We start from the raw sequence: 11,939 nt of genomic DNA, 5'->3' as shown, positions 1-11,939 counted from the left end.
AAGACCAACTCGCTGCGCTCAAACATGTCTTCCCACAATTCCCGACTGACACGCGCCACATTTGGCAGCGTCCCAATGCGGACTTCAAATTCAAATGCCACTTCAAAAGCAACCGCAACCGCAACCGCAACCGCAACGTCAAAAGCCCGTTCGTTGTGCTTCGCTTACTCCGCTACCGCAGCATGAAAGACATGGCCGACAGGCTGTTCAGTACCCGTACTGCGTATTGAACAGATGGCGCAGAAAATGTGAGATTGACGCCGTCGATCCGTTCAATTATCGGTAATTGACAGAACAGGTCGGCTAGCGCGGGACTGGTGGTTTGCAGCTTGCATGTGATGGTGGGCGGCAGGACGAATGGACTGCAGGTTGGAATCTTGCCGATCGCTGCTTTTGCGCCGTCACCTAACACAGCCAATGCGCTTTGCGGTGACAGCGATGTCCCGCTGTTGGCGCCGTCCGCGGTTTTTATGGTGACTAACGTGGCTTGCGGGAACAGCGGTTGGTTCTCTTCGACAAACACATCGTCGCCGCTGCCGAAAATTACCGGCACGCCGAATTCTCCGGCGAGGGCGCCGTAGATGCCTGCTTCGCCTAGTTCTTGATCGTTGAGCCAGACGCGCGCGAATGCAAAACTGTTGATGGTGTGGGCCAGGATGCCGCGGCTTTGCGAACGGCCGTGGTAGCCGACCAGCATTACGCCGGCGACGCCGTGATCGACGCCACTCATCATGCCTAACAGGCGTGGCTTGCCAAGAATGGCGTTGGCCGCGGGATGCAGCAAGTCCGGCAGCAGGTTGCGGAAACCGCCGTGCGAGTCGTTCACCAAAATCTCGGTCGCACCGCCAGCCAGCGCGCCTTCGATTACGGCATTGGCTTCGGCCGTCATCAGGCGCCGCGCACGTTCGTATTCGGGATTGCCGGCGCGGGTTTGTTCCGGATGGAATACTCCGGCCACGCCTTCGATATCAACGGAAATAAGGATTTTCATTGTCGTTTATTTATAAGGGACTAAGGCAGGCCGGCTGCCGCTTCACGTAGCGATTGGCGCTGATGACCGTCACGGCCGGTGACGCTTTCCGCGGCAAACAACGCATTGACGATGGCTTGTTCGGTGCTGTCGACCACGGCCTCAAATAGCGGGTCCAGCAAATTATCGTACAAGGAAAAGGATCGTCGTAGCACACTGCAGGCGCGATATGGCACCGTCTGCGCCGTCGAAAAAGCTAAAGCCAGGTCGCCGCTGCCATGGCCGTAGATCGAACCGGTACGGCCCAGGCCGACGCCGCAGCGGGTTGCCAGCCGCCCCAGCTGGCGCGCATCCAGCGGCGCATCGGTTGCAATAATCATGATGATGGATCCCATCTCGGGGATTTCTGCGACCGGTTGCCGCAAACGGATCAATTCTTCGCCGATATGCTTGCCCGCCAGCGTCAGCGCCGCCAGTTTGCCGAAGTTGGCGAGTACCAGCGCGCCAACGCAATATTGCTGGTCGCCGATGGTTGCATAGCGTGAAGCCGAGCCGATGCCGCCCTTGAGGTCGAAACATGACATGCCACGCCCTGCGCCGACCGCACCTTGGGCAAACTCAGGCGCGGCGTTGGCCAGCGCTTGCTGATAATGCTCGGCATTGATCGCCATCGCCTGGATATCGTTCAGATAACCGTCATTGCATTCGAACACCAGCGGATTGACCGTGGGGTCGCTGCGTCCGATCTCGGGGTTGGCCTGGATCGCAGAAATGATCTGAGCCGTCGCCACGCTGCCGACCGATAAGGTATTGGTTAGCGCAATCGGCGTTTCAAGCAGACCCAATTCCTGCACCTGCACCAGTCCGATGCTTTTGCCGAAGCCGTTGAACACTGCTGCCGCTGCCGGTACCTTGTCGCGAAACGGATCGCCTTGATGCGGTTGGATCACCGTCACGCCGGTTTGCAGCGCACCCTGCGCCAGCGTAACGTGGCCGACAGTAACGCCGGCGACGTCGCTGATGGCGTTCAGGGGGCCGGCAGGTAAACGGCCAATATGAGGAATGGCAAGCATCAGCGGCGGTCGATCTTGGGATCCAGGGCGTCGCGCAGACCATCCCCCAGCAGGTTGAATGCCAGCACAGTCAGGAAAATCGCCAGGCTAGGGAAAATCGCAATATGCGGCGCCGTCATCATGTCGGAGCGCGCTTCATGCAGCATCGCGCCCCATTCAGGCATCGGCGGTTGCGCACCCATGCCGAGGAACGACAGGCTGGCGGCAGTGATAATGGAAGTGCCGATACGCATGGTGAAATACACCACCACGGCCGACACCGTACCGGGAAAAATATGGCGCAGGATAATGGTGCTGTCGCTGGCGCCGATGCTGCGCACCGCTTCGATGAAGGTCAGGTGTTTCAACGCCAGCGTATTGCCGCGCACCAGTCGGGCAAACGTCGGGATGCTGAAAATCGCCACGGCGAAGACCACGTTGGTCATGCCGTTACCGAGAATCGCCACAATGCCGATCGCCAGCAAGATGCCGGGGAATGCAAACAGCACATCGCAGATGCGCATGATGATGCGTTCGGCCCAGCCTTCGTAGTAGCCGGCAATCAGTCCGGCAAAGGTACCGATCACTGCGCCCACGGCCACCGATGAAAAACCGGCGGTCAGGGAAATCCGGGTGCCCATCAGGATCCGGCTGAAAATATCGCGGCCCAGGGAGTCGACGCCGAACCAGTGCGCCAGCGACGGCCCGGCATTCAGAGCGTCATAGTCGAAATAATTTTCGGCGTCGTATGGCGTCAGCCAGGGTGCGGCAATCGCCACCACGATCAGGAACAGGACGAAACAGCCGGCCACGACCGCCAGGTGCTGCTTCTTGAACTTGCGCCAGAATTCGCTCCACGGAGTGCGGATGGTATTCGGCAGCGGCGCGGCAGCTATTGCGGCCACAGGATTGAGTGGAGTAGACACAGGCGGCCTCACTTGTAACGGATGCTAGGGTTGATGACGGCATACAGCACGTCAACCACCAGATTGATGAAAATGAATTCCAGCGAGAACAACAGAATCTCGGCCTGGATGACAGGGTAATCGCGCATTTCAACAGCGTCGATCAGCAACCGTCCCATGCCGGGCCAGTTGAACACTATTTCCACCACGATCGAGCCGCCCAGCAAAAAGCCGAATTGCAAGCCCATCATGGTGACCACGGGAATCAGGGAATTGCGCAGGCAGTGCTTGAGCACCACGATGGTTTCCGACAGACCTTTGGCGCGTGCTGTCCGGACAAAATCTTCCTGCAACACTTCGACGAAGGAAGCGCGGGTAAAGCGTGCCATCACGGCTGCCACCGCAGCGCCCAGCGCCAGCGACGGCAAGATGTAATTGCGCCAGCCGTCGGCGCCGATGGCTGGTAGCCAGCCGAGCTTGACCGAGAACAGCTCCATCAGCAGCATACCCAGCGCAAACGAAGGAAACGAAATTCCCGATACCGCCAGCGTCATGCCGAGACGATCCGGCCATTCATTACGCCATACCGCGGAAACGATGCCGATGATCAGGCCGAACAGCACCGCCCACACCATGCTGGTGACGGTGAGCCAGAAAGTGGGCCAGAAACGTTCGGCAATTTCGGTACTGACCGGACGCTTGGTGCGCAGTGAGTTGCCAAAATCACCGCGCAGGGCCTTGCTGAAATAGTTGATGAATTGCTCGTGCATCGGCCGGTCCAGCCCGAGATCCTTGCGGATCAGCTCGACTGTCTGCGAATCGGCTTCAGGTCCGGCCACCAGCCGTGCCGGATCGCCCGGCAGCAAGTGGACAAACATGAATACCATGACCGCCACGATCAGCAAGGTTGGTATCAGGCCCAGCAAGCGTTTTATTACGTAAGGAAACATGGCGTGCTCTGGTAGTTGGCTGGACTGTAACGACAGGTCCAGCCCGGGATTATGTATCTCACCAGGTCTGTGCCTGGTTTGAGTAAATTCGTTTTGGCGCACATCGGATGGCTAGCTGAATTGCAAGCCATCCGATGCCGCTTATTTCTACTTGTTTTCTGCTTATTTACTACTCATTTTCTACTTAATTATTTCAATTCGATTTCATCGAAATTGAACGAACCGTCAGGCATCACATAGACACCCTTCAGGTTCTTGCTACGCGCATACAGCAATTTTTCAGTAACCAGGAAAGCCCAAGGTGCATCTTTCCAGATTTCAGTTTGCGCATCTTTGTACAGCGCGGTTTTTTCAGTGCGATCAGTGGTGGTCAGCGCCTTGGCGATATCGGCATCGACTTTGTCGCTCTTGTAGTAAGCGGTGTTGAACAGCTTAGGCGGGAACGATTCCGATGCCAGCAAAGGACGCAGGCCCCAATCGGCTTCACCAGTCGACGATGACCAGCCGGTGTAGTACATGCGTACCGGTGCGTTGGCCGCAACCGGTGCGCTCTCGACTTTCTCTACCCGTTGGCCAGCTTCCAGCGCCATGACCTTGGCTTTGATGCCGACTTGCGCCAGTTGCTGCTGCACGAACTGGATGATCTTCTGCGCGGTAGTGTGGTTATAAGCGGACCACAATTCGGTTTCGAAGCCATTTGGATATCCGGCTTCAGCCAGCAATTGCCTGGCCTTCTTCGGATCGTACGGCCAAGGCCCGGTCTTCAACGCGTAATCGACGCCTTGCGGCAACACGCCATCCTGTGGCATGGCATAGCCGGTGAACGCAACCTTGACCAGTGCTTCCTTGTTGATTGCGTAGTTGATCGCTTGCCGTACCTTCGGATTGTCGAAAGGCTTTTGCAGCGTATTCATCGAGATGTAACGTTGCACGATCGACGGCGACGAAATCAGGTCCAGATTTGGTTTGGACTTCAGCAGTTCGGCTTGCTCGTACGGCAGCGGATAGGCGAATTGCGCTTCGCCGGTTTGCATGATGGCGCTGCGGGTATTGTTGTCTACCACCGGTTTCCAGGTGATGCTGTCGATCTTCGGATAACCCTTCTTCCAGTAACCGTCGAATTTGGTGACCTTCAGGTAATCGGTCTGTTTCCATTCTTCGAACTTGAACGGGCCGGTGCCGACCGGATGGAACGCGATATCCTTGTTGCCCCACTTCTTGAGCGCAGTCGGTGAAATCATCGCCGCGGACGAGTGTGCCAGGGTATTGATGAAAGGCGAGAACGGTTCTTTCAAGGTAATCTTGACTTCGTAATCGTTGACGATGTCGACCTTGGAAATGCGGTTGAACAAATTGAAGCGCTTGAGCTTGTTGTCCGGATTGATGACGCGTTCCAGCACCATCTTCACTGCATCCGCCTTGAAGTCGGTGCCGTCCTGGAATTTGACGCCCTTGCGCAGGCGGATGGTGTAGACCAGGCCGTCTTTGCTGACTTCATAGCCTTCTGCCAGCACATTGACCAGTTTCAAATCCTTGTCGAAACCGAACAAGCCCTGATAGAAGGACTTGATGGCGGCCTGCGACAGCGTGTCGTTGCTGTCGTAAGGGTCGAGCGTGGTAAAGGTCGAAGCCACTGCCAGCGTGACGTCTTTGGCGGCAAAAGCCTGGCCGACCGCAAACTGGGCGGTCAGTGCAACGGCGGTGGTAGCCAGTACCTTGCCGAAATATCGAGTAGTGCGCATGTGTTACTCCCCTGGTTCAAAGATCATTGAAGATAGACAAACAAACAAAGCAAAAAAACGCTTTAGAAAAACGATTAAAACGAACGCTTAAAACGAGCACTTAAAACGCACCGGAAATCCGGTGAGTAGCAACAAAATGTCCCGGTCCCACCTGTTTCAGCGGTTCGACCACGGGCAGGTCGTCTATATTGCGGATCGGGCTGGGAATCTCTTCCGGCAGCATCTCGCGCTTGCGATGCCGCTGGTTCGGATCTGCAACCGGCACCGCCGCCATCAGTTTCTTGGTATACGGATGCTGGGGATTTTCAAAGATCGCGCGGCGCGGGCCGATTTCAACGATCTGTCCCAGATACATCACCGCCACCCGATGGCTGATGCGTTCTACCACCGCCATATCGTGCGAGATGAAAATGAATGAAATCCCCAGTTCCTGTTGCAGGTCGAGTAGCAGGTTGACGATCTGCGCCTGGATCGACACGTCCAGCGCCGATACCGATTCATCGGCGATCACAATCTTTGGATTCAACGCCAGAGCACGGGCGATGCAGATCCGCTGGCGCTGGCCACCGGAGAATTCGTGCGGATAGCGTTGCGCATGTTCCGGCAGCAGGCCGACCCGTTCCAGCAACGCCGCGACTTTCTCTTGCGCGCCTTCCGGCATGCCGTGTACCAGCAACGGTTCCATGATGGAATACCCGACCGTCAGGCGCGGATCCAGTGAAGCGAAAGGATCCTGGAAAATGAATTGAATATCCCGCCGTAGCGAGCGCAACTCCGAACGTGGCAATTTGGCCAGATCGCGGCCGCCGAACTCGACGCTGCCGCTGGTGATGTCGACCAGTCGCAGCAACGAACGGCCGGTGGTCGATTTGCCGCAACCGGATTCGCCCACCAATGCCAGCGTTTCACCCGGATACAGGTCGAAACTGATTTGTTCCACTGCGTGCACGCGCTGCTTGACGCGACTGAAGATGCCGCTCTTGACGTCGAAGCGAGTGGTCAGGTTGCGTACTTTCAGCAACGGTTGTTGCTGTGGGTCGGCGCCTGGAATGCTGCGTACGATCTTGGCTTCCGCTTCCATTTCAGGAGTGATGATTGCCCCTGCGATGGCAATCCGCTCCGGCAGATCAGTGCCATGCATTGCACCCAAACGAGGCACCGCTGCCAGCAGGGCGCGGGTGTAAGGGTGTTGCGGTGCTTCAAAGATTGCGTGCACATTGTTTTCTTCGACCTTTTCACCGCGGCACATGACCACTACGCGATCGGCGATCTCGGCCACCACGCCCATATCGTGGGTGATAAAGATTACCGCCATTTGCATTTCATCTTGCAGCGCGCGTATCAATTGCAGAATCTGCGCCTGTATCGTCACATCCAGTGCGGTGGTCGGTTCGTCGGCAATCAGCAGCGATGGCTTGCAGGACAGTGCCATGGCGATCATCACGCGCTGACGCATGCCGCCGGAGAGTTGATGCGGATGGCGGTCGAGGATGCGCCTGGCTTCGGGGATACGTACAACTTCCAGCATACGCAAGGCTTCGGCGCGTGCTGCCGCCATGCTCTTGCCCTGATGCAGGCGTATCGATTCGGCGATCTGCTCGCCGACCGTGAATACCGGATTGAGCGAGGTCATCGGTTCCTGGAAAATCATGGCGATTTCCGAGCCGCGGATACGGCGCATGGTGCCTTGATCGGCGCTGGCCAGGTCGATAACGCTACCATCGCGCCGCTGGAAATTCATGCTGGCGCCGGTGATCCGGCCGCCGCCGTAGTCGATCAGGCGCATGATCGATTGCGACGACACCGATTTCCCCGAGCCGGATTCGCCGACGATGGCCAGCGTTTCGCTCGCATCGATATGGAACGACAGATTGCGCACCGCTTCCACCTTGCGTTCGGAAGTGGTGAAGCCAACGCTCATTTGTTCCACCGTCAGTACCCGGCGGCCGATTTGCTTGTTCATAGGATCGCTTTCTGCATCTTGCGTATCAATTGCGTCATCAACTTTTGCATCTTTTGCATCATTTGTAGATTGCAGTCACCGGTGTTTCACCAACCTTGGCGAAGCCGCGATACATGCCTTCGGTATTAAACGGCAGCACCACGTTGCCCCGGGCATCGACAGCGATCAGGCCGCCGCGGCCTTTATAGCGCGGCAGCAGATCCATCACCACCTGTTCGGCAGCTTCTTCCAGCGATTGGCCCGCATACTCCATGCGTGCCGAAATATCGTAAGCCGCTACCGTGCGCATGAATGCTTCGCCGGTACCGGTGGCGGAAACGGCGACGGTGCGGTTGTTGGCGTAGCAGCCGGCGCCGATCAAGGGCGAGTCACCGACCCGGCCCACGCGCTTATTGGTAATGCCGCCAGTCGAGGTGGCCGCCGCCAGGTTGCCGTGCATGTCGACGGCGACCGCACCGACCGTGCCGAATTTGTCATCCGGATCGATGGGAGCGATTTCAGTTGTCTCATCGCTCGCCGCCTGGCTAGTGGCGTCGTGATCCAGCAACAGCATGCCTTCCTTGTCGCGTGCCCGCAGCCATTGGGCGTGACGGGCTTCGGTATGGAAATATTCCGGTTCGACCAACTCTATGCCATGTTGAGCGACAAATGCTTCGGCGCCCGCACCTGCCAGCAGGATATGCTCGCTATTTTCCATTACCGCACGCGCTGCCAGTATCGGATTGCGCACATGTTCAACCATGGCGATAGCGCCGGCGTCCAGTGTGGCGCCGTCCATGATCGCGGCGTCCAGCTCGTGCGTACCGGCGTGGGTGTAGACCGCACCTTTGCCGGCGTTGAACAGCGGGCAATCTTCCAGCATGCTCACTGCGCAGGCGACCGCATCCAGCGCGCTGCCGCCGTCAGCCAGGATTTTCTGGCCGGCGCTGAGGATCTCGTTGAGGGCGTCGTGGTAAGCCTGTTCCTGTGTGGTGTTCATGGCGCTGCGCAGAATGGTGCCGGCGCCGCCATGGATGGCGATGGTGGCAATGTTGGCGGGCTTGGTCACTGGGGTATTCACGTTATTTCACTTTCGCTGCAGGTTTGTTGGTGGCTGCTTGGTTGCCATTTTTCCCAGCCTTGTTAGCAGTAACTGGCTGGCGGTGTCCATCCGGGTGATGCAGCCACGGCAACACGGCTTCAGTCATTTTCGACGCGGCATGCACCGAACGATTGGCGCGATGGGCGACGGCGTCGCATACTGCCTGGATCAAGGCCAGCGCCGCAGCATCCGAAGTCGGCGACAGCAGACGTTCGGTCTGTGCGTACAGGGTCACGTCTGCCAGCGGCACCAGCGGCGATGTCGGCCCGTCGGTAAATGCCAGCAGTTGCGCCGAGCGTTCCTTGGCGCGGCCTGCGAGCGTTACGGTATCGGTGACATAGCGCGGGAACGCAAGCGCAATCACCAGGTCGCGTTGATCGAGTTTAAAGAATTGGCGGCTGGCTTGTGACGGCCCGCCAGGCCCGGCCACGGTAAGCACCGTGCGGCAATAGGGTTCCAAGGCGTGCGCCATGAGGCCGGCCAGAAAGCCGCTGGCGCCGAAGCCTAGTATGAATATCCTGTCTGCGTTGAGAATCATGCTCACCGCCTGGTCGCAATGCGCCGGCGACAATGCGCGTTGTGTGGCCTCCAGGTTTTGCCTATCCGCGATCAGCGCTGCTGCCATGATTTCCGCGCTGGTGGCAGGGCGCTGCACTTGATCGCGCAGTTTTTCGACCGGCGCCAGCGACGATGCGAAATCCAGCACCAACGCTGCCCGGAATGCCGGGTAACCGTCGAATCCCAGTGCATGCGCGAAGCGGTTCGCCGTCGCCAGCGAAACGCCGACAGCATCAGCCAGCTCGTCGATGGTCATGGTGGCGGTGTGGAATACATTCGCCAGCACGTAATCGGCTGCCTTGCGGTGCGCTTTCGATAGCTCCGGGTAGGCTTTGCCTATGCGTGCTGCGACTGCACTTTCGCGTTGCCATGCTGTGATTGCGGAATGTTGCACCGTCTGCCCCTTGGATTGTTTTTTATAATTTGTGTAAATATATTTTCATTTTCGTTTCAAGTAAAGGAAATTTATTTTCTTTTTTGAGATGTGTAGTTTGTGTCATCGCATGTGTGCGGAAGTGGTGCGCAAGTAGCGAGTGAGTAGCGTGGAAATGCGGCCTTGCACCATTTTTGCGTGTGGTTGTCCGCAACGGTGCATGTGAGTTTCCGCTGGGAATTACAAGGAAATGTGCTTGCGTGTATTCTGCTGTTCAGGCCCAGAATTCAGTCCTTGGAGCCGTCAATTTTCGGAGAAAAAATGAATGAAAACGCAGAGAGTCTGAGCCGTCGTTTGATTCGGAACTTCAACACCGCGCCGACTACGCATGACGTGCGCGAGCCTTTATACGATTCAATCGGCGCGCGCCTGGCGCCGGGCACCGCGGCACAGAAGCTGGGCGCCAGCATAGATACTGTCGCGCCCGGCAAGATGTCATGCCCGTACCACTTCCACTACGCGCAGGAGGAGATGTTTATTATTCTGGAGGGGAGCGGCACGTTGCGGGTGGCGGGCGAAATGCTGCCGCTGCGCAGCGGCGACGTCGTCTTTATTCCGCCTGGCCCGGAATATCCGCACCAGATAGTGAACACCTCGGATCAGCCGTTGAAGTATCTCTCGGTCAGTACCAGGGAGCAGCCTGAGGTGTGCGAATATCCCGATTCCGGGAAGTTTCTGGCGATGGCGTCTGCCGGTGGCGAACGGGTTTTCGATGTGGTGCAGCGCAGGTCGAACGACCTGGATTATTGGGACGGTGAACCGTAATGCCGTTACTGTGCTGCGTCAATAACGCAGCACAGTAGTACGTGGATCAGGCAGCCGCGTTGCTGTTCTGATCGAGTCCGACGTCGCTGTTGGAGGCGTTATAAATGTCCAGGTCCAGCAAACCTTCTTCCTTGGCCACCAGCACCGGCACCAGCATTTGGCCGGTGACATTGGTCATTGTGCGCATCATGTCGAGAATGCGGTCGATGGCGACGAGATAGCCGATGCCTTCAAGCGGCAGGCCGGCCGAACTCAGCACCAGCGTCACCATCACGATCGCGGTACCGGGTACGCCGGCGGTGCCGAACGAGCCGAGCACCGAGGCCAGCATGATGATGAAGTACTGCGACAAATCCAGCTGCAGGTCGAAATACTGGGCCACGAAAATCGAAGCAATCGCCGGATAGATAGCGCCGCAGCCATCCATCTTGATGCTGGCGCCGAGCGGTACGGCAAACGCCGCATATTCCTGTTTTACGCCGAGGTTATGCACCACGCTGCGCAGGGCGATAGGCATTGAGGCAAAACTCGATGAACTGGTGAACGCCACTTGCATGGCCGGGAAGGCGCCGCGGAAAAAGCGGATCGGATTGAGACGATGGCTCAGCAGCAGGCCGCCGTACACCACCACGATGTGCAGCGCGCACGCGAGGTACAGGGTAAATACGAAATTCCCCAGCGGCAGCAGGCGCTCGAAACCGTAAGAACCAACCAGCGCAGCGATCAGGCCAAAGGTGCCGAGCGGGGTCATTTCCAGCACAAAGCGGGTGATCTGGATCATGGCGCTGCTGGCTTCACCCATCAGTTCACGCACCTGTTTCACCTTGTCGCCCAGCTTCACCAGCGCCATGCCGAGCAGTCCGGCGAAGAAAATCACTTGCAGGATCTTGCCCTCAGACAGCGCCTTGAACGGATTCGACGGCACCACGTCCAGCAGTACCTGGATCGGGGTCGGCACTGCACGCACGGTGTAATCGGCAGCAATCGTGAGCTGGCCCAGGTTATGGCCCGGATTGGTGAAATTCGCGACCAGCAAGCCAACGCCAACCGCCAGCACCGCCGTAATGGCGAACCACAAGAAGGTCTTGCCACCCAATGCAGCAACGCTTTTCATGCCGTGCAAACTGGAGATGCTATTGGTGACGGCAAAGAACACCAGCGGCACGGCGATCATCTTGATCAGCGTGACATACAGCGTGCCGAGCGGGCCGAACCAGGTTTCAGCGGGAGCGCCCACCAGCCAGCCGGCCAGCGCGCCGAGTACGAAACCGCCAAGGACACGTTGCCAAAAGGGAATGCGGAACCAGAAAGAGAAAATGTTCATAGAGTAATCAGGGAATAGGTATGTGTCTTGCCGCAAAGTGGGTGGCAAGAGCGTGGTACGCACGGGACAGGCACGTAAACCGGATGACCCGAGAGTATCGGGGCTGGCTGCAACTGCGTCCAATATTTTTTTGCTCTATCGATATGTTTTGTTGTTATATTAATATCGAAAATCGCACGAATAAGAAAAGAAGCAG

Annotated in this window: 10 protein-coding genes; 1 reads left to right on the top strand and 9 read right to left on the bottom strand. The window is 57.6% G+C overall.

The genetic code is table 11. The features are described from left to right. Positions 1 to 172: 172 nt before the first annotated feature. From BM029_RS19530 to BM029_RS19495, 8 genes are all read right to left on the bottom strand, one after another. A complete protein-coding gene (locus BM029_RS19530) occupies positions 173 to 991 on the bottom strand; it encodes a M55 family metallopeptidase (RefSeq protein ID WP_092438872.1) in 819 nt (272 codons plus the stop codon). A 20-nt stretch (positions 992 to 1,011) separates the two neighbouring features. Then, a complete protein-coding gene (locus BM029_RS19525) occupies positions 1,012 to 2,043 on the bottom strand; it encodes a DmpA family aminopeptidase (protein ID WP_092438870.1) in 1,032 nt (343 codons plus the stop codon). Beyond that, positions 2,043 to 2,948, bottom strand: a complete 906-nt coding sequence (gsiD, locus tag BM029_RS19520; protein ID WP_244545130.1) for a glutathione ABC transporter permease GsiD — start codon at positions 2,946 to 2,948, stop codon at positions 2,043 to 2,045. The genes BM029_RS19525 and gsiD overlap by 1 nt, the downstream gene beginning before the upstream one ends. A gap of 8 nt (positions 2,949 to 2,956) precedes the next feature. Next, complete coding sequence (gene gsiC / locus BM029_RS19515; protein WP_092438867.1) at positions 2,957 to 3,877, bottom strand: glutathione ABC transporter permease GsiC; 921 nt, start codon at positions 3,875 to 3,877, stop codon at positions 2,957 to 2,959. 188 nt (positions 3,878 to 4,065) lie between these two features. Further along, a complete protein-coding gene (gene gsiB, locus BM029_RS19510; RefSeq protein ID WP_092438865.1) occupies positions 4,066 to 5,619 on the bottom strand; it encodes a glutathione ABC transporter substrate-binding protein GsiB in 1,554 nt (517 codons plus the stop codon). Positions 5,620 to 5,719: 100 nt separating this feature from the next. Continuing rightward, positions 5,720 to 7,582 carry a dipeptide ABC transporter ATP-binding protein gene (locus BM029_RS19505; RefSeq protein WP_092438864.1) on the bottom strand — a complete coding sequence of 621 codons (1,863 nt, stop codon included), beginning with the start codon at positions 7,580 to 7,582 and terminating at the stop codon, positions 5,720 to 5,722. A 58-nt stretch (positions 7,583 to 7,640) separates the two neighbouring features. Continuing rightward, positions 7,641 to 8,642 carry an isoaspartyl peptidase/L-asparaginase family protein gene (locus tag BM029_RS19500; protein WP_092438862.1) on the bottom strand — a complete coding sequence of 334 codons (1,002 nt, stop codon included), beginning with the start codon at positions 8,640 to 8,642 and terminating at the stop codon, positions 7,641 to 7,643. Between the two features lies 1 nt (position 8,643). Then, positions 8,644 to 9,615, bottom strand: a complete 972-nt coding sequence (locus tag BM029_RS19495; protein ID WP_092438860.1) for a MurR/RpiR family transcriptional regulator — start codon at positions 9,613 to 9,615, stop codon at positions 8,644 to 8,646. Positions 9,616 to 9,915: 300 nt separating this feature from the next. Here BM029_RS19495 and BM029_RS19490 point away from each other — a divergent pair, with 300 nt between their 5' ends. Next, positions 9,916 to 10,419: a cupin domain-containing protein gene (locus BM029_RS19490; RefSeq protein ID WP_092438858.1), complete on the top strand. Its 504-nt coding sequence runs from the start codon at positions 9,916 to 9,918 to the stop codon at positions 10,417 to 10,419. A 46-nt stretch (positions 10,420 to 10,465) separates the two neighbouring features. On the opposite strand, the gene BM029_RS19485 is transcribed toward BM029_RS19490, so the two are convergent. Then, positions 10,466 to 11,743 (bottom strand): dicarboxylate/amino acid:cation symporter, encoded by a 1,278-nt coding sequence (locus BM029_RS19485; RefSeq protein WP_092438856.1) that lies wholly within the window; start codon positions 11,741 to 11,743, stop codon positions 10,466 to 10,468. Positions 11,744 to 11,939 lie beyond the last annotated feature (196 nt).

Source organism: Collimonas sp. OK607, from assembly GCF_900111995.1.
Lineage (GTDB): Bacteria > Pseudomonadota > Gammaproteobacteria > Burkholderiales > Burkholderiaceae_D > Collimonas.
This window is presented reverse-complemented; position numbering and strand designations above follow the sequence as displayed.